Here is an 18,184-nt window from a genome sequence, read left to right as displayed (position 1 = left end):
GAAAACGGGCAGCGCAATTTCGTGATCTACCCAATGCAACCGCAGAATGGCCGTGGGGTTCCCGCAAGGCCTGTACTTCGCCCTCAGACGTCGGGTTCGAGCACTCAGCCGCCGGCCGCTCTTTCGGCCAGAAGCGTGGGCGTCAGCACCTGGGGCAGCACTTCGCCCGGACCTTGCGGCGGGTACCAGACATAGAGCGGGACACCGGCGGCTCCCTGCTCGGTCAGGTAGCGGGTGATCTCGGGATCGCGCCGGGTCCAGTCGCCGCGCAGGACGACGACACCGGCCGCCTCGAAAGCGGCTCGGGTTTCCTCGCGCTCGATGGCGACGTTCTCGTTGACCTTGCAGGTCAGGCACCAGTCCGCCGTCATCCACACGAAGACCGGCTTGCCGTCCGCCCGGGCGGCAGCGAGGGCCTCGGCGCTGAAGGGGCGGGTGGCGAGGATCGAGGCGGCCTCGACCGGCTCAGGCGCGGCCGCGGGTAGCAGCGCAAGGCAGGCAAGCGCATCGAACAGCGCCAGCAGCGCGGCCGGACGGGCCTTGCGCCCCTTGCGCTGCGCCCGGCCCACCCCGAACAGCGCCAGCACCAGCAGCACCGCGAAGAGCAGCGTGACGGCGAAGTAGACCTCGCCCCCGACCTTCCAGACCAGCCAGCCCAGCGCGAGCGCGGTCAGGCCCATGGGCAGCGCCATCCAGCGCCGGAAGGTGGTCATCCACTTGCCGGGGCGGGGCAGGCGCGTGCGCAGCGCAGGCACGAAGGCAACCGCGAGGAAGGGAAGGGCAATCCCCAGCCCCAGCGCGGCAAAGAGCGCAAGGGCGGGCACCACCGGCAGCAGCAGCGCTGCGCCCATTGCGCTCGCCATGAAGGGGCCGGTGCAGGGCGTCGCGACGAAGGCGGCCAGAAGCCCGGTCGCAAAGGCGCCCTGCGGACTGCCCTCGCTGGCAAAGCCGGGAACAGCGAACTCGAAGAGGCCCAGGAGATTGGCGGTGATCGTGGCGGCCAGCAGCAGCAGCGCGACGACCACGACCGGCTCCTGGAGCTGGAATGCCCAGCCCACCTGTTCGCCCCCGGCGCGAAGCGCGAGAAGAACGCCGCCAAGGGCAAGGCAGGCGACGACGACGCCCGCGGTATAGGCCAGCCCCTCGATCCGGGCGTGCGCTTCGCTCTCGCCCGCCCGCGCGAGCGAGAGGGCTTTCAAGGAAAGGATCGGGAAGACGCAGGGCATGACGTTGAGGAGGAGGCCGCCCGCCAGCGCGGCCAGCAGCAGCCAGGGCAGGGCGGGCAACTCGGGCGTGTCCGCGCCCTTGAGCGGGGTTCCGCCTGTAGGGACCGCGCCGTTCTTCGCGGTGAAAGCGAGGCCATTGCCGAAACCGTCGAGCTTGAGCACGCCGTCAAGAACCTCGGGATCGCGCGGCGCGAAGTCGGCACGCGGGATGGTGACGAGGAGGGTGTCGTCCTTGCGGGCGAAGGTCTGCAGGGCGGCGTAGTTGACCACCTTGTCCTGGGCGAGGAAGACATGCGGGTTTTCCAGCTCGACCGAGGCGGGGAGCGGGATGGCGAGGCGCAGCGTCTTGGCGTCCAGCGCCTTGGTAGCCGGCGCGTCGAGCGGGGCGGGCAGCGCGCGCTGCCATTTGGCAAACTTGGCTTCGGCCTTGGCGTCCGCTTGGCCCAGCACCACCTCGGTCGCAAGCTCGGCGCGCTCGGGCACGCAGATTTCCTCGGTGCAGGCCAGCCACTGCGCCTTGACGCGTACCGGGATGCGCGCGCCGGGCTTGGCATTTGCGGGCAGCGTCAGGGGGACGAGCACCGCGTAATCGCTCTCGTAGACATGGTTCATCAGTCCCGCGACAAGCAGCGTGTGCGGCACCGGGTAGCGCTGTTCGCCAGCGCGCGCACCTTCGGGCAGGCTCCAGTCGAGCTGCATGCCCAGACCCGCATCGCCCGGATTGAGCCAGTAGCCGTGCCACCCCTTTTCAGGACTCATGGCGATGGCCAAAGTCGTCTCCTCGCCCGCCTCGGCGCCGGGCGCGGCTACCAGTGTGGCCGCGATATGGTTGGGGGCGGCCAGGGCCACCGGGGCCAGGACAAGCAGGGTGAGTGCGGCAAGGAGTTGACATATACGTGTCAAAAACAGGCTATAACGACGCGAATTCATAGAACTTACCTTGCGCCCCACGTGCGAGATCCCGGCCGTTCGTTCCCTTCGGAATTGTCGGCCCTCCCGCCTGTGCCCGGTGCGCGCCGACAATTCAAGGAACACCCATGCGCCTGCGCCTTTCCACCCTCGCTCTTGCGACTGGCCTTGCCACGGCTGCAATGGCCACACCGGCCCTTGCCCAGGACGCCGCGCCCGAAGCCCGGGCCGCGCCCCAGCTGATCGTGGCGATCTCGGTCGACCAGTTCTCCTCCGACCTTTTCGCGCAGTACCGCCAGCGCTTCTCCAAGGGCTTCACGCGCCTGCTGGATGGTGTCGTGTTTCCCTCGGGCTACCAGTCGCACGCCGCGACCGAGACCTGCCCGGGGCACTCCACGCTCCTGACCGGCGTTCACCCCGCGCGCACCGGCATTCCGGCGAACGGCTGGATGGACCCTGCGCTCGCGCGCGCCGACAAGGAAATCTACTGCGTCGAGGACGAGCGCGATCCGCGCAGTTCCTCCGACAAGCCGGTGGTCAGCCCCGTGCATCTCAAGGCGCCGACGCTGGGCGACCTCATGAAGACGCGCGATCCCCGCACGATCAACGCGGCGGTCTCGGTCAAGGACCGCGCCGCCGTGATGATGAGCGGGCACGACACCGATGCCGTCTACTGGTTCGGCGAGGAGGGCTACACCACCTTCCTCGACCGCAAGGTTTCGAAGAGCGTTGCGCAGTATAATGCGCAGATCGCCCGCAAGGTCGCGGCCGGGGCCCCGGAGATGCCGGTTCCGGGCGATTGTTCGCGTCTCGACCGCGCTACGCCCATCGGCGATTTCACCATCGGTACCTACAAGTTCCCGCTGAAGGCGGGCGACTACGAAGCCTTTTCGGAGAGCCCGCGCGGCGATCTCGCCACCGCCGACATGGCCGTACGCCTCGTTGATGAGCTGGGCATGGGCAAGGACGGTGTCACCGACGTGCTCTCGGTCAGCTTCTCCTCCACCGACAAGGTCGGGCATGCCTTCGGTACCGAGGGCGTGGAAATGTGCATCCAGATGAACACGCTCGACACCGCGCTCGGCACGCTGTTCGACGCGCTCGACGCACGCGGGATCGACTACGAGGTGGTGCTGAGCGCCGACCACGGCGGGTTCGATGCGCCCGAGCGCCAGCAGCTGCGCGGTAACCCGCATGCGGGCCGCGTCGATCCCTCGCTGAGTGCCGCCGCGCTCGAGGCTGAAGTGGCTCGACGCACCGGCGTGACTGTTCCCAGCGGACACCTCTTCTACGGCGCCGGGGAATCGGGCAGCGTGTGGCTCGCGCCCGACCTTGCGGGAGAGAGCAAGCAGACCGTGGTGGCAAGCCTGCTCGACGTCCTGCGCGCCAACCCGCAGATCGAGGCCGCCTTCGCGCATGAGGAGATCATGGCCGAGCCGATGCCCGAAGGCGCGCCGCAGGACTGGACGGACCTTCAGAAGGTGCGCGCCTCCTATGTGCCGGGCCGTTCGGGCGAAGTGCAGATGCTGACCCGCCGCGGGATCGTGCCCGGCAAGGCGAAGCCCTTCAAGGTCGCCAGCCATGGCAGCCCGTGGGACTACGACCGCCGCGTGCCGATGCTGTTCTGGCGCGCCGGGATCCAGGGTTTCGAGCAGCCCGATCCTGTCGAAACCGTTGATATCGCGCCTACTCTTGCCGCCACCGTCGGGCTCTCCGCTCCCGAGGGCACGTGGGATGGAAGATGTCTCGACATTGATGCGTCGGAGGCCGATAGCTGCTCTTCATGAGCGACTCGGATACACGCATCCCGACTGGCGCGAAGGAGCGCCGCGATCTCATCATCCTGGGCGGTGGTCTCGTTGGCATGACGCTGGCGCTGGCCGCGGCCCGGGCCGGGATCTCCAGCCATGTGATCGACCGCGCCGACCCGGCGGACCTCGTCGCCGAGGGCGCGGACGGCCGCGCCTCGGCGGTCTCGACCGCAAGCTGGAACCTGTTCTGCAATATCGGCCTTGGCAAGCGGCTCGAGCCGCTGGGCTGCGCGATCGATTCGATCGCGGTGACCGACGGCATGAAGCCGGGCCGGATCGATTTCCAGCCCAAGCCCGATGAGGGCACGCTGGGCCGCATGTACGCCAACCGTGACCTGCGCATCGCGCTGTTCGAGGCGGCCAAGGACGAGCCCAACATCGCCTGGCACGTGAAGACCGAGGCGGTTCGCCGGGATCGCGGGCCTCACGGTGTCGAAGTCGAGCTGAGCGACGGGCGCATCCTCACCTCCTCGCTGCTCGTCGCCGCCGAAGGGCGCCAGTCGCCCACGCGCGATGAGGCGGGGTTCTCGATGGCGAAGTGGGACTACCAGCACCGCGCGATGGTGACGGGTCTCTTCCACTCCAAGCCGCACGGCGGCACGGCCTGGGAAATCTTCTATCCCGCCGGGCCCTTCGCGCTGCTGCCGCTGCTCGATGATGCGCAGGGGCGCCATCGCAGCGCGCTGGTCTGGACCGTTGCGGAGAAGGACGCAAAGGGCGTCATCGCGATGAACGATGCGATGTTCCTCAGCGAAGTCGCGGAGAAGATGCACGGTGTCCTTGGCGATATCGAACTCTCGGCCCCGCGCATGAGCTACCCCTTGCGCTTCCATCACGCGGTGAACGTGGTCGACGAGCGCCTCGCGGTCATCGGCGATGCCGCGCATGGCATGCACCCGATTGCCGGGCAGGGCCTCAACCTGGGCCTGCGCGACGTGGGCGCGCTGGTCGAGGTGCTGAGCGAGGGCATGCGCCTGGGGCTCGAACCGGGCGATGCGCAGCTGCTGGCGCGCTACGAGAAGTGGCGCAGCCTCGATTCGGTCATGGTCATGGCCGCGACGGATACACTCACCCGCCTGTTCGGCATTCCGGGCCGCGTGCCGAGCGCGGTGCGCCGCCTGGGCATGGGCGCGGTCCAACGTCTGCCCGCCCTCAAGCGCTTCTTCATGGACGAGGCGCGGGGCATGTCGGGCAAGCTTCCCGAGCTTCTGCAAGGCTAGGGACGAGGACGCCGTTCAGAGGGGCCGCCAATGGGTAGTTGGAAGTGAATTCCTCAAGGGGTTATGACCCCTTGACCCCTTGACCCCAAACTCGGCGACCTCACCTTTCTCAGCCAACGCGGCGCGAGAGCCTTGAGTTCGACAGTTCGGGGAGCCCGAGGGCGATGGCCCTCGGATACGTCTTTCTGATCTTCGAGTCTTTTCCCGCAAGTTTGGCATTTTGCGCGCGATTGTCGGTCAGCTTCGGGATTCCGGCCGACGTGCCCGGCCCGACAGCGTGAAGTGCACACCTTCAGGGGCGAACGTGAGCCGGGCTTTGCCTTCGAAATAGCCTGCAACGATCCGTTCGATCAGGGTGGAGCCGAAGCCGCGCTCGGTGGGCATCTCGACCCGCGGGCCGCCCCGTTCGGACCATTCGAGCGTGCAGGCTGCGTCCGCGCCGTTCCAGGTGAGCGCGATGGTGCCGCCCGACTGGGAGAGTGCACCGTATTTCGTCGCGTTCGTAGCCAGTTCGTGGAGCCCAAGCGCGAGGCCCAGCGCCTGGCGTGCGCCAAGGAGCAGCGGCGGGCCGGACAGCACGAAGCGCGGGTCGTTCTCGCCCTGCATATGCGGTGCCAATGCCGCGGCGATGAGCGCGCGCATGTCGATGTCATCGAGTGCCGAACGGGTCAGCACATCCTGTGCCCGTGCCAGTGTGAGCAGGCGTGCATCGATGGCCTTGCGCGCCTGCTCGACATCGGGGCTGCGGCGCAGTGTCTGCGCCACGATGGACTGCACGATGGCAAGGGTGTTCTTGACCCTGTGGGTCATTTCCATGGCGATTTCGTGCTGGCCTGCGCGCAGGCGCTCGGCTTCGGCATGGGCGGCGCGGCTCTTTTCCAGCGCGGCGCCCAGTTCGATCTGCGACATCGCCTGGCGCGCGAGTATCCGCAGCATGCGGATCTGCTGGGCATCCAGAGTGCGCGGCTCGTGGTCGATCACGCATAGCGTGCCCAGCGCATGCCCGTCGCGGGTCACGAGGGGAAAGCCTGCGTAAAAGCGGATGCCCGGCTCTGCGGTCACGAAGGGATTGTCCGCGAAGCGCGGGTCACGGCGGGCATCGGGAATGATGAAGGGGGCATCCCCGCGGATTGCGAACTGACAGATCGAGACATCGCGCGGGGTTTCGGAAATGTCCATTCCGATGCGCGCCTTGAAGAACTGGCGCTCGGCTTCGATGATATTGACCAGAGCGATGGGGACGTCGCAGATTTCCGCGGCCATCGCGACGATGTCGTCGAAGTCCTGTTCCGGTTCGGATGTCAGGGAATAGCGCGCAAGCGCCTCAAGCCGGGCGTCCTCCATCGGATCGGCCCGGCTCTGGTCGGATGTGTCAGTCATGTCCGGTGCTCTCTCGGGCTCAGTCTTCGCCCGATCCGGCGTCATCCTCAGCGGCTTGCGTCGGGCTTCCCTGGCTGGGCGTTGCAAGCGGGCTGGGTTGGTCGATGGAGCGGCCCTCGGCGTCCTTGAGGCGCCGGGGTTCGAGCATGGCGGTCGTCTCGAGCAGGCTCAGCGCCTTCTGGGCGTTCTCGTAGCGATGCGCATCGGCGATCCAGTTGTGTGCAGCCTCTGCGCCGGGCAGGCGTTCCACTTCGCGGATAGCCCCGTCAATGCGGCGCGCGGTCAGCATGATGCGCGCGCGCTCGATCCGGGCGCGGGGCGAGACCAGCGCGGCGGAATCGCGGCGCACCGTGAACAGCGAGGAGAGCTCGCCCCGGACGCGGTCCCAGAAGCTGATGTCGCGCCCCGAAACGCTCAGTTCAGGCGAGAGGGCCTCGAGCCGCGCGCTCAACTCGTCGATTGTCACCGGCTCCTTGGAAAAGGCGATGATCGTTTCGACCGCGCGGGGCTGGGCGTCCATGAAGCGCAGGCGCAGCTGGTCGGCGACGTAGCTCAGCGGCTCGCCGCGATCGACCATGCGGCGTGCGGCAAAGGCGATCAGCAGGCTTTCGGCGCGTGCGGCGTTGCCCGAGGCGGCGTCGGTCTCGAAATCGATGCGCGAGAGGCGGTTTTCGATCATCGCGAGACGCCCTTCCATCGTGCCGAGCGCGGCAAGCTGCTCGGGCGAAGGGCGCCCAGCGCCGGGGCTCGGCAGGGGCAGGGGATCGGGGATATCGACGGCCTCACCGACAACGGCCGTTTCCGCAGCCGGTGCCTCGGACACTTCGGCCGTGGGGAGGACCTGTTCGAGCCATCCGCGCGAGGACGCCCAGGCGACGAAGGCGGCGCCCAGCAGGAAGGCGACGAAGGCGACGAAGACCATGCCGCCGCGCGAACGGGGGCGTGGTCCCGGCACGGTTTCGCGCGCGAGGGGTTGTGTCTCGAAGTCCTGCATCAGGTCTGGCATCAGGTCTGGTTGTCTACTTGTATCGATCCCGAGAAAGCCTCTTGGCACATCTGTGCGGCCAAGGCCAGCAAGGCGGCGTCGCTGGGTTCGGGGGCGCAGCGTACACTCCCCCACGGGCTATGGAGTCGCGCGGATACACGCGGGCCGATGGCCACGAGATGAATGGCGTCTGTCGCTAGGCCCCATTCCCGGCATAGATCCTCGAAGCGGGCCGCCGCTTCGCCCGAGTGGAGAAGAACCAGGACAGCGCTTTGCGTCATATCGCGCAGGCGTTGCCGCAGGGCCTCAGGGGCAGGCAGCGCCTCGCTGGCGTAGACCTCGCGGGTGGTCATGGTGACGCCCCCGGGCAAGTGAAGCGCCACCCGTTCGCGCCCGGCAAGACGCAGCAGGCGGCGGTGTTCGGGCGCCAGTGCGTCGAGGACGGACTGCAGGCCTCCCCGGCCGGTACCGACCACGTCGAGCCCGGCTGCGCGCGCGGCCTCGGCGGTCTTCTGGCCGACCGCGTAGGCGGGTTTTCCGCGATAGAGGTCGAGCGCGCCGCCACCATGGCGCAGCGCGTTCGCGCTTCCTAGGACGAGCGCGTCGATATCGTCGGCGGGCGGGGCCTCCCAGGCTTGCGGGCGGACTTCGAAGAGCGGGTAGGCTTCGGCGGCGAGGCCCAGCTTGCGCGCGGCTTCCAGGCTTGCCTGCGCGCCGGGCTCTGGCCGCAGGATGAGGACGGGGAGGGGCAGGGAGGCGCCTGGGGCGCTCACGCTGGCGGGCCGGCGAAATGCACGGTAACGGCCGGACTTGCGCGCGACAGGAGGTCAGCGGCAAGGTCGGCGGGGCCCTTCAGGTTGCCCGAGGCGAAGCGGGCCTCACCTTCGATCCGCTCGCCGCCGTCCGGGGCATAGATCGCCGCGCGCATGTGGAGCTGTTCGCCTTCATGGCGGGTGAGAACGGCAATCGGGCTGTGGCAATTGCCGCCAAGCCCTTCGAGCAGGGCGCGTTCGGCCAGAACCGCGGCGCGGCTGGGCGCATCGTCGATGGCCGAGAGGAAGGCGGCGGTGCGCGCATCGTCGGCGCGGCACTCGATCAGGATCGCGGCCTGCGCGGGGGCCGGGAACCAGTCCTCTTCATCGAGGGGGTGGCCCGTGCCGGTTTCGCCCAGGCGCTTGAGACCGGCGGCGGCGAGGAAGGTTGCGTCGGCCTCGCCCGCGGCGAGCTTGGCCAGGCGCGTGGCGACGTTGCCGCGGAAGGTCACCACCTTGCAGTCCGGCCGGGCGTGGAGAAGCTGTGCAGCCCGGCGCGGCGCGCTCGTCCCAACAACGGCGCCCGAAGGCAACGCGGCGATGCTGGCCGCGCCCACGAGCACGTCACGCACGTCCTCGCGGGGGAGCACCGCGCCGATGGCGAAGATTTCGGGGCGCAGCGTTTCCACATCCTTGGCCGAATGCACCGAAAAGTCGATTTTCCCTTCGGCCAGCCAGGCGTCGAGCTCTTTGGTCCAGAGCGCTTTTCCCCCGATTTCGGCCAGAGCGCGGTCCTGGATGCGATCTCCGCTGGCAGTCACGGCCACGATCTCTATATGCGCAGGATTGATTCCATGCGCCTCAGCCAGGCGGTCGCGGGCCTCTTCGGCCTGAGCCATGGCAAGAGGCGAGCGGCGGGTGCCGAGGCGGAAGCGCGGATTGGGCGCGGTGGTCTGGGTAGTCATCGTGGAAACCGTGCTAGCGCCTGGGCGCTTCAAGGAAAAGGTCGTTCGGCCAAAGTGAGCGAGGTAGCGTGAGGATGACGATTGTCCTCGGAATAGAAAGCTCGTGCGACGAGACCGCCGCAGCGCTGGTGACGGCGGACCGCACGATCCTGGCGCAGCGCATCGCGTCGCAGGACGAGGAGCACAAGCCCTTTGGCGGCGTCGTGCCCGAGATCGCCGCGCGCGCGCACGTTGAGCGCCTTGCGCCGTTGATCGAGGGTACGCTGGCCGATGCCGGAATGCGCCTGGACGAGGTCGACGCGATTGCCGCAACGGCAGGTCCGGGCCTGATCGGCGGGGTCATGGTCGGGCTGGTCTCGGCCAAGGCGTTGGCGATGGCGACAGGCAAGCCGCTGATCGCGATCAACCACCTGGAAGGCCATGCTCTTTCGCCCCGGCTGGCCGATGCGAGTCTGGCCTATCCCTATCTCCTGCTGCTCGTTTCGGGCGGGCACTGCCAGATCCTGCTGGTTGAGGGCGTGGGCAAATTCCGCCGCCTTGCAACGACCATCGACGATGCGCTGGGCGAGGCCTTCGACAAGTCGGCCAAGGTGCTGGGGCTGGGCTATCCCGGCGGTCCGGCGCTGGAGCGCCTGGCTGCGAGTGGCGATCCCAAGGCCGTGCCGCTGCCGCGCCCCTTGAAGGGCAGCAAGGAGCCGCATTTCTCCTTCGCCGGTCTCAAGAGCGCGGTCCTGCGCGCGCACCAGTCGGGCGAGTACAGCGATGCCGATATCGCCGCCTCGTTCCAGCAGGCCGCGATCGAGTGCATCATCGACCGCACGCGCCGCGCGCTCAAGGGCATCGCGGATGTTGAGCCGACGGCCCTCGTCGTCGCGGGCGGGGTTGCGGCGAACACCGCGATCCGCACGGCGCTGGAAAGACTGGCCGCCGATTTCAAGCTGCCGTTCATCGCCCCGCCACTCAAGCTGTGTACGGACAATGCGGCGATGATCGCCTGGGCGGGTGTGGAACGCCATGCGCTGGGGCAGAGCGATCCGCTCGACGTCTCCGCGCGGCCGCGCTGGCCGCTCGATCCCGATGCCGAGGCGGTGCGCGGAGCCGGAGTGAAGGCATGACGACGACGAAAGCAAGCGGTCTGGCGGTCGGGGTCATCGGCGCAGGCGCCTGGGGCACGGCGCTTGCTCAGGCGCTGGCCCGCGCGGGCAACCAGGAGGTGAAGCTCTGGGCGCGCGAGGCGGATCTTGCCGCGCGCATTAATGAAACCCGCGTCAACGACACCTATCTGCCGGGCGCCGAGCTTGATCCGGCGATCCGGGCAACCTCGGACCTTGCCGAGATGGCGCAGCTTCCGGTGCTGCTGGCGGTAGTCCCTGCGCAGTTCCTCGCTTCGGTGATCGGGCAGCTGCCTGCCGCAGAGCGCGATCTGGTGCTTTGCGCCAAGGGGATCGAGGCGTCCAGCGGGCGGCTGATGGCCGAGGTCGCGGCCGAGGCCGCGCCGGGCAGCCGTCTTGCCGTGCTTTCGGGGCCCACCTTCGCGCATGAAGTCGCCGCGGGTCTGCCCACGGCCATCACGCTCGCCTGTTCGGGCGGGGAGGCGCAGTGGCAGCGGCTTGCGCCCCTGATCGCGAGCCCGGCCTTCCGGCCTTACTATTCCGACGATGTGATCGGGGCCGAGATCGGCGGCGCGATCAAGAACGTGCTGGCGATTGCCTGCGGCGTGGCCGAGGGGTTGGGCCTTGGCCAGAATGCGCGTGCGGCACTGATCGCGCGCGGCTATGCCGAGATGCAGCGCTTTGGCCTTGCGCGCGGGGGCCGCGCGGAGACGCTGGCGGGCCTGTGCGGTCTGGGCGACCTGGTGCTGACCTGTTCCTCGACCTCGAGCCGCAACTTCTCACTGGGCCTGGCGCTCGGGCAGGGGAAGAGCGCCGCCGAGGCGCTTGCGGGCAAGAGTTCGGTCGCCGAAGGGGCGGCCACGGCGCCGATCCTCGATGATCTTGCGCGGCGCGAGGGGCTAGACATGCCCATCGTCGCCGCGGTCCGCCGTCTTCTCGAAGGCGCCGCGCCTGCGGGCGAAGTTGTCGCCGATATCCTTTCGCGCCCCTTGCGCTCGGAGCAGGAGCGCCTGGGTTGAACGACACCGTTTCGCGCGACGAGGCTGGCCGGGACAAGCAGGACGGCGATGATATCGCCGCTCTGGCCAAGGGCGGGCGCACAAATTTCCTGGGCTTTTTCCTGCGCCTCGCCGCGCGCATCCCCTTCCTGTTCATCGCCGGGCGGGCGGCGGCCTATGGGCCCGCTGCGCTTGGTCGCTTTGCTTCCGCGCTCGTCATCATCGAGCTGACCGCGATGGTCTGCACGATGGGCGAGAAGCGCGGTCTTGCCCAGCGCATGAGTGAGGCGGAAGGCAAGGAACTGCCCGCCAACACCGTGTTCGATGGTGTGGCGGTCTCGCTTCTGGCCTCGTGTGCGGCGGCGCTGTTCTTCTGGTTCGTGCCCGCCCCGATGTTCCCGGGCGGCACCTATACCCAGATCGACCGCCTCATGGTGATCGCGATCCCGCCGCTGGCACTGACCGAGATCTGGCTGGCCGCGCTTGCCTATCGCCTGCAGATCAGCCCGACGGTCTGGTCGCGTGCCATCGTCGAGCCCTGGACGATCTCGATCATGGCAGGCCTGATGATCTTCGTCGCGCCTGAAAGCGGGCTCTCGCTCGCCTATATTGCGTCGATCTTTGCCGCCGCGATCACCGCCTTCGTGCCCTTCATTCGCGCTTATGGGCGGCCGCGTGGCTGGCGCCCGCGTGTGGGCGTCATGCGTCGCCTCGCCGTGCGCTCGATGCCGATTGCGCTGGCCGATACGATCGAGTGGGGCACGCGCCGTGTCGACGTGCTGCTGCTGGGCTTCCTTGCGCCGCCCTCGGCGGTTGGCGTCTACTACGCCGCGCAGCAGGTCGCGAGCTTGCCGCAAAAGCTCAAGACCAGCTTCGAGCCGGTGCTGGGGCCGGTCATCACCCGCGCGCTCAAGCGCAAGGACTACGGTGCGATTGCGCGCCAGGTCAGCCAGGTGGGCTTCTGGATCATGGCCGCGCAGGCGGCCATCGCACTGTCGCTGGGCATCACTGGCGAGGGTGTCATGGGCCTGATCGGGCGCGAATTCGTAGGCGGGACGGGCGCGCTGGCGCTGCTTCTTGCTGCCGAAGTCGTTGCCTCGACCGCCGTCGTCAGCGAGGCGGCGCTGATCTACGTGCACCGTGTGCGCAACCTGGGCGTGTCGCTGGCGACCATCGGTTTCCAGGCGGTCCTGACGTTCGCCGGGATCCTGCTCATGCAGCACCTGGGGTACAATTCGCTGTTCCAGGCCGCAGCGGCGGCGGGCGCGCTCTTCATCGCGCTGGGGCTGGCCTCGGTGGTGAAGGCGAAGATGCTCGCGAAGTTCCTGGGCCATCCGATCAACAACTGGCGCTGGCCGCTGCTCTGGGCGGCAGCCCCCGCGGTGGCGATCGGCTTTGTCTTCACGCAGTATCTGCCCGAGTGGGTGGAACTGGCGATAGGCATCCCCGCGATCTTGGGTTCCTACCTTTTTGTCATATGGAAGAAGGCCTTCGGGCCGGAAGACCGCAAGCTGTTCCAGAAGACCAAGTCGGACTGATCGCCGCTTCCCTTTCGTATCGTCGCGTGCAGGGCTCGTTCAGTCGCGATTAACGGGCGCGGTGGCGTTCTCGCGTTCCTGCAACGGGACGAGGGGATTGGTTTATGGTGGTTCGCAAGGATCTGACGGGCCGTGTGGCGAGGCTGGGGCTGGTGCTTTCGGGCCTCAGCCTTCTGGCCGCGTGCGGCGAAGTGGCGGACGCGCCGCCCCCTCCACCGTTGGCAATCGCGCCACCACCACCTCCTCCACCTCCGGCGCCTCCACCACCCGGTATCGTCGCAGCGCCTTCGGCCGTCACCGTCACCGGGGCAAGGCTTGCGGATTCGATGCAGGAAAGCCGCTTCGTACCGCCCGTGCAGGTCCCCACGCAGCCCGGGCGTGAGCAATACGAAGGCGAAGAGGTCTCGGCGGTGAAGCGCGTGGCGCAGGCGCCTGTTTCCACCTTCTCCGTCGATGTCGATACCGGCGCCTACACCAACACCCGCCGCTTCCTGACGCAGGGCCAGTTGCCCCCGGCGCGGGCGGTGCGCACCGAAGAGTTCATCAACTACTTCCGTTACGACTACCCGGCGCCCGACAGCCGTGAGGCTCCGTTCTCGGTCACCACGGACATGGCGCAAACCCCCTGGAACCCCGAAACACGCCTGCTGCGTATCGGCCTTCGCGGCTATGACATCGCACGCGAAAGCCGACCTCCGGCCAACCTGGTGTTCCTGCTCGACGTTTCGGGTTCGATGAGCGCGCCGGACAAGCTCCCGCTCCTCAAGACCGCGCTCTCGGGTCTGGCCGGGCAACTGGGTGAAGAGGACCGTGTTTCGATCGTGGTCTATGCAGGCGCTGCCGGGCTGGTCCTGCCGCCCACCAACGACACGCGCAAGATCCGCGCCGCGCTCGATACGCTGAGCGCGGGCGGTTCGACTGCGGGGGCTGCGGGCCTTAAGCTGGCCTACAACATCGCGCGGGACAGCTTTATCGAAGGGGGCGTGAACCGCATTCTCATCGGCACCGATGGCGACTTCAACGTGGGCATCACCGACCGCGAGGACATGATCGCGATGATCGAGAAGGAGCGCGACGCCGGGATCACGCTGACGACGCTCGGCTTTGGGCAGGGCAACTACAACGAGGCGCTGATGGAGCAGGTGGCTGACCATGGGAACGGCAACTACGCCTACATCGACAGCGCGCTCGAGGCGAAGAAAGTGCTGGGCGACCAGATGGCTTCCACGCTCTTCACCATCGCCAAGGACGTGAAGATCCAGGTCGAGTTCAACCCGGCACTCGTCAGCGAGTACCGGCTGCTGGGCTACGAGAACCGGGCATTGCGCGAGGAGGACTTCGAAAACGATGCGGTCGATGCAGGTGATATCGGGGCGGGGCACCAGGTGACGGCGCTCTACGAGATCGTGCCGACAGGTGCCAAGGGCTGGCTGCCCGAACGGCGCTACGAGGACACGCCGAACACGGCCGCGCAGGCCCGGGCGCAGGAACTGGCCTTCGTCAAGCTGCGCTACAAGCTGCCGGACGGCACGACCTCGAGGCTGATCGAGCGGCCGGTCCCGGCAAGCCTCGTGGCCAGCGCCAAGGCGCCGCGCGGCGACTTCGCCTTTGCCGCGGCGGTTGCGGCCTTCGGGCAGGATCTGCGCGGGGATACGCTCCTCAATGGGTTCGATGAGGGGGACGTGGCGCGCCTCGCCGGGCAGCCCGATGACTACTGGCGGCAGGAATTTGTGAAGCTGGTCGGGCTTGCCGGGGCATTGAAGGGCGATTGAGCGGTCTTGGAGGCTGACAGGCGCGCGCGATCGCTCTAGGCTTGGCCCATGAATCCGCGTAACGCCTTGATTGCCGGGGCAGGTGCTGCCCTGTGCCTGCTCCTTTCCGCCGCCGGCATGGTTCTGAACGGCCCCGGCTTTGTCGCCGGGCTCGAACGCGAGGCGCAGGCCGCGCGCAGCGGCGTGGAGGGAGGCGACGGGGTCGAGCTGGCCTTCAAGGACCGCTACGGCTGGCTGACGCGTCACCCGATCCTGTCGGGCGGGGATGAATTGCCCCAGGTCCTTCGCCAGCAGGTCGCCGCCGGGATCGCGGCGGTGCCGGGTATCGGCGGGATCAGTTGGTCGCGCACCAGTACCCGCGCGGACAATCCCGAAGCGGTCCATTGCCAGAGCGATGTCGAGCGCATCCTCCAGACCCGCACGATCCGCTTCACGCAGTCCTCGGCGCGCCTCGATCCGGCCAGTGGACGGCTGCTCGATGAGGTCGCGCGCGCGCTGCGCCCCTGTGTCGGCAGCATCATCGCGGTCACCGGCCACACCGATGAGGGGGGCAATGCCGAGGTCGACAAGGCCTTCTCGCTCGCGCGCGCCGAAGCGGTGCGCTGGGCGCTGATCGGGCGCGGGATCCCGGCCGATGGTTTGCGCGCGGCAGGCGTGGGCGCAAGCCAGCCCATCTCCGGGCTCAGCCCGAGCGACCCGGCCAACCGCCGGATCGAGTTTTCGGTGATCGTGTCCGCGCCGGTCAAGCCGACCCCCATCGACACGCCCGGACCGGGCTGATGCGTGCAAGCCCGGCCCGAACTCGTGGCCTGCTGGCAAGGGCATTGGGATCGGGCGGGCGGGCTGCTATGCGCGGCCCCAACTCCGGGACTTCACGGAAATCGACGCTTGGAAAGGACTGCTGATGCCCTTGTGGCTGGAACTGGCCGTATCGGTGCTGCTCACGTATGGTCTGGGCCTGGGCATCGGCTGGCTCATATGGAAACGAAAAGGATAATATCGTGCTGCAAATGATCGAGGCCAACTGGCTGATCTTCGTTGCCGCCCTGGTGATCGGGATCGTGGTCGCCTTCTGGATCTTCGCGCATGGATCGAAGAAGCCGGGTGAGCGCACGCACCGCCCGGACGTGCTGGACGAAGGCGCAGCGCCCGCCCAGCGCAACCAGGCGCTCATAGATTCCGCGAGCCCCGCCTCGCAATACGACCTGCCCGTGCCCGGCGTTGACGAGGCCGACACGCGCGAGAAGCAGCCCGCGCATATCGATCCGCCCGCCGCAGCCGGAACCATGGCTGGAATCGGCGAAGTGATTGCCGTCGCGGCGCAGGAAGAGGCGGACGAGGCGCGCAGCCACAAGGCCGATGAGGAGGCCGCCAAGGCACAGGAACCGACCCCTGAAGCCGAGGCACCCAAGGCTGAGGATGCGCCCGCAGCTGCCCCTGCGCCGGAAGAGTCTGCACCCGCGCCGGAAGAACCTGCTCCTGCACCCGCTACGGAGGCGCAGAGCGATGACCTGCGCAAGATCAAGGGGCTGGGCCCCAAGATGCAGAAGCTCCTCGTGTCGCTGGGCGTGACCACCTACGCGCAGATCGCGGCCTGGAGCGAGGCGGATCTCGACGAACTCGATGGCAAGCTCGGCGCCTTTGCCGGGCGTCCGCGCCGCGATAAATGGGTCGAGCAGGCCCGCTTCCTGGCCGAGGGCAATACGGCGTCCTACGAGGCCGAATTCGGTAAACTCTGAGTTTCATCCGACCGGAGAATGAAGAAAAGGGGGCTTTTGGCCCCCTTTTTTAGTTCCGTGGAAAACATGAACGAATTTTCATGTTTCTCTTTATGTATTTTGCAGATGTCTAATCTGGGCGACCGCGAGGGCTTTTCGGGCTCACTCGATGATTTGTTTATAGTAACTGTCCAGATTTGGAAAGGTGATTTCTTTAATTTAACATTATGTTTACTTACTAATTGCGTTTGGCGTAACTTTCAAGAATGTCACGTCGCATGGCTGCACCGCTGTCGAGCCGGGAATAAAACATGTGTCCGCCCGGATACTTGTGCAGGTTCACGCGGCTGGCCTGGCCGAAGTCGGGCATCTGGTCGATGATCAGCTGCGAGGCGAAATAGGGGCACGAGAGATCGTCCCAGCCATGCACGATGTCGACGCTCATCTTGGGGTCGATGGCAATCGCCTTGCGCAGGTCCTGGACCGGGCTGTCGGTGTTGTCGCGGTCCCAGGCGCGGTTCACCTCGTAGGACAGCGCGTTGTAGCGCGCGTTGACCTTCCAGCCGACCTGGCGGGTCACGAAATCGACCATGGCCGACGTGGTGGGCGCGATGAGGGTGGTCAGCAGGGGATCGTTGTACTGCGCGCGCGAACTGGCCGGGAAGGGGTCGTAGGCGGTGAAGTTGCTGTCGTAGACCGAGCCGACAAGGCCCTGCGTGCGGCGGATCTCGCGCAGGTACGTGCCGATGTCGATGCGCCCGTCCATGCGCTGCACCAGTTCAGGATCGAGGCCGGTGAACTCGGCGACGCGGGCGGAAAGGCGCGCGGTCGCCGCCTTGTCACGCGGCCCGGCGATGAAGTCGGCCAGGAACTGGGTGCGCAGGTACTCCTCGACCGGGCCCATGTTGCTCTCGTCGAGGTGCTGGCCCTGCCGCTCGAAGTGGCCTGCCGCCATGGCCGGGTAGTTCAGCATCCAGGGGAGCGGCGAGAGCGCGGTGTCATCGCCGATGGCCGCCGGATCGAGGTAGGGCGAGACGAGCACCATGCCATTGACGCCGATCCCGATCTGGGTCTGCAGGTAGTAGGCCAGGCGCGGCACGCGGTAGCCGCCGTAGCTCTCGCCGGTCAGGTACTTGGGACTGGCCAGACGCTCTTCCTTGACGAGCCAGTCGTAGATGACGCGGCTGAGGTAGTGGATGTCGGCGTCGGCGGCGTAGAACTCGGCGTTGGTGGTCTTCTCGTCGGCGCGCGAGCGCGAGAAGCCGGTGCCGACGGGATCGATGAAGACAAGGTCGGTGAAGTCGAGCCAGGAATTGGGGTTGTCCTGGAGCACGGCCGGATCGCTGGGGGAATCGCCCTGGGCGCCAAAGGCGACGCGCTTGGGGCCGATGGCGCCGAGGTTCAGATAGACCGACGCCGCGCCGGGCCCTCCGTTGAAGGCGAAGGTCACGGGCCGGTTCTCGGCCTGCTTTCCGGGCAGGGTGTACGCCGTATAGACGACCTCGCCGATCAGCTTGCCCTTGGCGTCGTGGACGGGGATCGTGCCGACCGTGGCGGTGTAGGACACACTCTTGCCGCCGATGACGGCGCTCTGGCGCACCGAGGCGTCTTCGGGGAGGGGCGGGAGCGAGTCCTCGCTTGCGGTTTCGGCCTTGCTTGCCGAACTGCCGGAGGCCTTCTCGTCGGCGGCGTGGAGCGCCTGCGTGGCGGGAAGGAGGGCGCTGGTCGCCAGGAGCAGCCCGAGGGCCAGTTGTGCACGTCGCATGGTGAGTAGGTACCTCGCTTGCCGGGATGGGGA

At 67.6% G+C, this 18,184-nt stretch carries 14 protein-coding genes; 8 read left to right on the top strand and 6 right to left on the bottom strand.

Going from position 1 to position 18,184, the window contains the following annotated elements; genetic code table 11:
* Positions 1-104 precede the first annotated feature (104 nt).
* Positions 105-2,156, bottom strand: a complete 2,052-nt coding sequence (locus MTR65_RS16085; protein WP_243801982.1) for a protein-disulfide reductase DsbD family protein — start codon at positions 2,154-2,156, stop codon at positions 105-107.
* A gap of 107 nt (positions 2,157-2,263) precedes the next feature.
* On the opposite strand from MTR65_RS16085, the gene MTR65_RS16080 reads away from it, so the two are divergent.
* Both MTR65_RS16080 and MTR65_RS16075 read left to right on the top strand, forming a co-directional pair.
* A complete protein-coding gene (locus MTR65_RS16080; RefSeq protein WP_243801980.1) occupies positions 2,264-3,922 on the top strand; it encodes an alkaline phosphatase family protein in 1,659 nt (552 codons plus the stop codon).
* Complete coding sequence (locus MTR65_RS16075) at positions 3,919-5,166, top strand: UbiH/UbiF/VisC/COQ6 family ubiquinone biosynthesis hydroxylase (RefSeq protein ID WP_243801978.1); 1,248 nt, start codon at positions 3,919-3,921, stop codon at positions 5,164-5,166. The genes MTR65_RS16080 and MTR65_RS16075 overlap by 4 nt, the downstream gene beginning before the upstream one ends.
* 237 nt (positions 5,167-5,403) lie before the next feature.
* On the opposite strand, the gene MTR65_RS16070 is transcribed toward MTR65_RS16075, so the two are convergent.
* From MTR65_RS16070 to hemC, 4 genes are read right to left on the bottom strand one after another with little or no spacing between them, the layout of a single operon-like run.
* On the bottom strand, positions 5,404-6,546 hold the full coding sequence (locus MTR65_RS16070) for a sensor histidine kinase (RefSeq protein WP_243801976.1): 1,143 nt from the start codon (positions 6,544-6,546) through the stop codon (positions 5,404-5,406).
* 19 nt (positions 6,547-6,565) lie between these two features.
* Positions 6,566-7,552, bottom strand: coding sequence for an MICOS complex subunit MIC60 (locus MTR65_RS16065; RefSeq protein WP_243801974.1), 987 nt, complete (start codon positions 7,550-7,552; stop codon positions 6,566-6,568).
* Positions 7,552-8,304: a uroporphyrinogen-III synthase gene (locus MTR65_RS16060; RefSeq protein ID WP_243801972.1), complete on the bottom strand. Its 753-nt coding sequence runs from the start codon at positions 8,302-8,304 to the stop codon at positions 7,552-7,554. The genes MTR65_RS16065 and MTR65_RS16060 overlap by 1 nt, the downstream gene beginning before the upstream one ends.
* Positions 8,301-9,248: a hydroxymethylbilane synthase gene (gene hemC / locus MTR65_RS16055; RefSeq protein WP_268739493.1), complete on the bottom strand. Its 948-nt coding sequence runs from the start codon at positions 9,246-9,248 to the stop codon at positions 8,301-8,303. The genes MTR65_RS16060 and hemC overlap by 4 nt, the downstream gene beginning before the upstream one ends.
* A gap of 74 nt (positions 9,249-9,322) precedes the next feature.
* Between hemC and tsaD the strand changes: the two genes are divergently transcribed.
* From tsaD to MTR65_RS16025, 6 genes are all read left to right on the top strand, one after another.
* Positions 9,323-10,363, top strand: coding sequence for a tRNA (adenosine(37)-N6)-threonylcarbamoyltransferase complex transferase subunit TsaD (gene tsaD, locus MTR65_RS16050; protein WP_243801970.1), 1,041 nt, complete (start codon positions 9,323-9,325; stop codon positions 10,361-10,363).
* Positions 10,360-11,379: an NAD(P)H-dependent glycerol-3-phosphate dehydrogenase gene (locus MTR65_RS16045; protein ID WP_243801967.1), complete on the top strand. Its 1,020-nt coding sequence runs from the start codon at positions 10,360-10,362 to the stop codon at positions 11,377-11,379. The genes tsaD and MTR65_RS16045 overlap by 4 nt, the downstream gene beginning before the upstream one ends.
* Entirely contained in the window at positions 11,376-12,896 is a 1,521-nt protein-coding gene (locus tag MTR65_RS16040; RefSeq protein ID WP_243801965.1) for a lipopolysaccharide biosynthesis protein, read from the top strand. The genes MTR65_RS16045 and MTR65_RS16040 overlap by 4 nt, the downstream gene beginning before the upstream one ends.
* A gap of 104 nt (positions 12,897-13,000) precedes the next feature.
* The gene (locus MTR65_RS16035) at positions 13,001-14,668 is read left to right on the top strand and encodes a vWA domain-containing protein (protein ID WP_243801962.1); all 1,668 of its coding nucleotides are present in this window, start codon (positions 13,001-13,003) and stop codon (positions 14,666-14,668) included.
* A 48-nt stretch (positions 14,669-14,716) separates the two neighbouring features.
* On the top strand, positions 14,717-15,448 hold the full coding sequence (locus tag MTR65_RS16030) for an OmpA family protein (protein ID WP_243801960.1): 732 nt from the start codon (positions 14,717-14,719) through the stop codon (positions 15,446-15,448).
* Positions 15,449-15,678: 230 nt separating this feature from the next.
* A complete protein-coding gene (locus MTR65_RS16025; RefSeq protein WP_243802070.1) occupies positions 15,679-16,407 on the top strand; it encodes a hypothetical protein in 729 nt (242 codons plus the stop codon).
* A gap of 217 nt (positions 16,408-16,624) precedes the next feature.
* Here the strand turns inward: MTR65_RS16025 and MTR65_RS16020 are convergent, their stop codons facing one another.
* Complete coding sequence (locus MTR65_RS16020; protein ID WP_243801958.1) at positions 16,625-18,151, bottom strand: S10 family peptidase; 1,527 nt, start codon at positions 18,149-18,151, stop codon at positions 16,625-16,627.
* Positions 18,152-18,184 lie beyond the last annotated feature (33 nt).

Source organism: Novosphingobium mangrovi (assembly GCF_022818885.1).
Classification (GTDB): Bacteria; Pseudomonadota; Alphaproteobacteria; order Sphingomonadales; family Sphingomonadaceae; genus Novosphingobium; species Novosphingobium mangrovi.
This window is presented reverse-complemented; position numbering and strand designations above follow the sequence as displayed.

Excerpts from the sequence above, each read along its gene's own strand:
- MTR65_RS16085 (WP_243801982.1), bottom strand. The coding sequence starts at position 2,156 with ATGAATTCGCGTCGTTATAGCCTGTTTTTGACACGTATATGTCAACTC.
- MTR65_RS16080 (WP_243801980.1), top strand. The coding sequence starts at position 2,264 with ATGCGCCTGCGCCTTTCCACCCTCGCTCTTGCGACTGGCCTTGCCACG.
- MTR65_RS16075 (WP_243801978.1), top strand. The coding sequence starts at position 3,919 with ATGAGCGACTCGGATACACGCATCCCGACTGGCGCGAAGGAGCGCCGC.
- MTR65_RS16070 (WP_243801976.1), bottom strand. The coding sequence starts at position 6,546 with ATGACTGACACATCCGACCAGAGCCGGGCCGATCCGATGGAGGACGCC.
- MTR65_RS16065 (WP_243801974.1), bottom strand. The coding sequence starts at position 7,552 with ATGCCAGACCTGATGCAGGACTTCGAGACACAACCCCTCGCGCGCGAA.
- hemC (WP_268739493.1), bottom strand. The coding sequence starts at position 9,248 with ATGACTACCCAGACCACCGCGCCCAATCCGCGCTTCCGCCTCGGCACC.
- tsaD (WP_243801970.1), top strand. The coding sequence starts at position 9,323 with ATGACGATTGTCCTCGGAATAGAAAGCTCGTGCGACGAGACCGCCGCA.
- MTR65_RS16045 (WP_243801967.1), top strand. The coding sequence starts at position 10,360 with ATGACGACGACGAAAGCAAGCGGTCTGGCGGTCGGGGTCATCGGCGCA.
- MTR65_RS16035 (WP_243801962.1), top strand. The coding sequence starts at position 13,001 with ATGGTGGTTCGCAAGGATCTGACGGGCCGTGTGGCGAGGCTGGGGCTG.
- MTR65_RS16030 (WP_243801960.1), top strand. The coding sequence starts at position 14,717 with ATGAATCCGCGTAACGCCTTGATTGCCGGGGCAGGTGCTGCCCTGTGC.
- MTR65_RS16025 (WP_243802070.1), top strand. The coding sequence starts at position 15,679 with ATGATCGAGGCCAACTGGCTGATCTTCGTTGCCGCCCTGGTGATCGGG.
- MTR65_RS16020 (WP_243801958.1), bottom strand. The coding sequence starts at position 18,151 with ATGCGACGTGCACAACTGGCCCTCGGGCTGCTCCTGGCGACCAGCGCC.